This is a genomic window from Streptomyces muensis, assembly GCF_021474425.1.
Classification (GTDB): domain Bacteria; phylum Actinomycetota; class Actinomycetes; order Streptomycetales; family Streptomycetaceae; genus Streptomyces; species Streptomyces muensis.
Genome location: NZ_JAKEIP010000599.1, coordinates 1 through 973 on the forward strand (window position 1 = coordinate 1; position 973 = coordinate 973).

At 71.3% G+C, this 973-nt stretch carries 2 pseudogenes; both read left to right on the plus strand.

Annotated elements, in window-relative coordinates:
• Window positions 1-452, plus strand: a pseudogene (locus tag L0P92_RS44635) (hypothetical protein); the annotation flags it as partial.
• A 302-nt stretch (window positions 453-754) separates the two neighbouring features.
• A pseudogene (locus L0P92_RS44640) lies at window positions 755-973 on the plus strand (N,N-dimethylformamidase beta subunit family domain-containing protein); the annotation flags it as partial.

Genomic DNA, 973 nt, shown 5'->3' on the forward strand with positions numbered 1-973 from the left:
CCCCAAAGCCCCCCTACGCCGCCATGGCCGAAGACCACCCCAGCGACGACCAGGAAACCGAGCGAAGCTCCGCCCTCGCCGCCGTCCTCACCGCCGAGCTGGCCCGCGAGGAAGCCGCGGCCCCGGTGGAACAGAACGCGTCCCTCGCTCCCGGCACCACCCTCCTGGACACCGGCGCGCTCCCCCTCTTCCCGCTCCAGCCACCCCGTACCTCGCGCGAGCTGCTCACCGACCATGTGACGGCGATGGTGTGCTGCGCCGCGATGGACACCGCCGGGGCGACCCCGGGGCTGGACTGGCTCGACGGCCCCACGCTTCTCATCAACGGCACAAGAGCGGCCGACCTCACCCCCAGAGTCCTGAGCCTCATCGAGGACGGTGACCCGGCGCCCCTGCGCGCCTGGCTGGTGGAGTCGGGGATACGCCCGGAGAAGCCGGTACGCCTGGTCTGAGGGCCGCCCCAGAGGCCAGAGAGCCCCGATCGAGAGGCCAGAGTCGCCAGAGCCCCCAGAGGACAGCCACTCCGGCCCGCCCAGCAGGCTCGCACCCCGTATGCGGTCGGAACCCCCGGTTCCACTTTCGGCCAATTCGCAACGAATAGTGACAGGATGCGTGCGCAATGTGATGTGCTGGGATCGATAGCGCACATGGCAAGGGCTTGCGACATACGACAGGCACACAAACGGCCATGTCGCGCGAGGTGACGCACCACCACGGACGCACGGCCACGGGGGAACGAGGGAGGGGTACGGCCATGGGGTCGGAGCAGATCCGCCGCTGGGAGTCGGGGGCACTCGCGCACGCCGTGACGGACCCCTTCGGTCAGGGCCCCGTCCCCTGGCTGCGCGGCAACGTGACGTACTTCGACGACAGCGGCCAGGTAGTCCCCTGGTACGTCGACGGCCAGGCCCACCCCCCGACCGCCGGCACCCCCGGGCCCACACCCCGCCCCTCCCCGGCGCGGCCCGAAGTG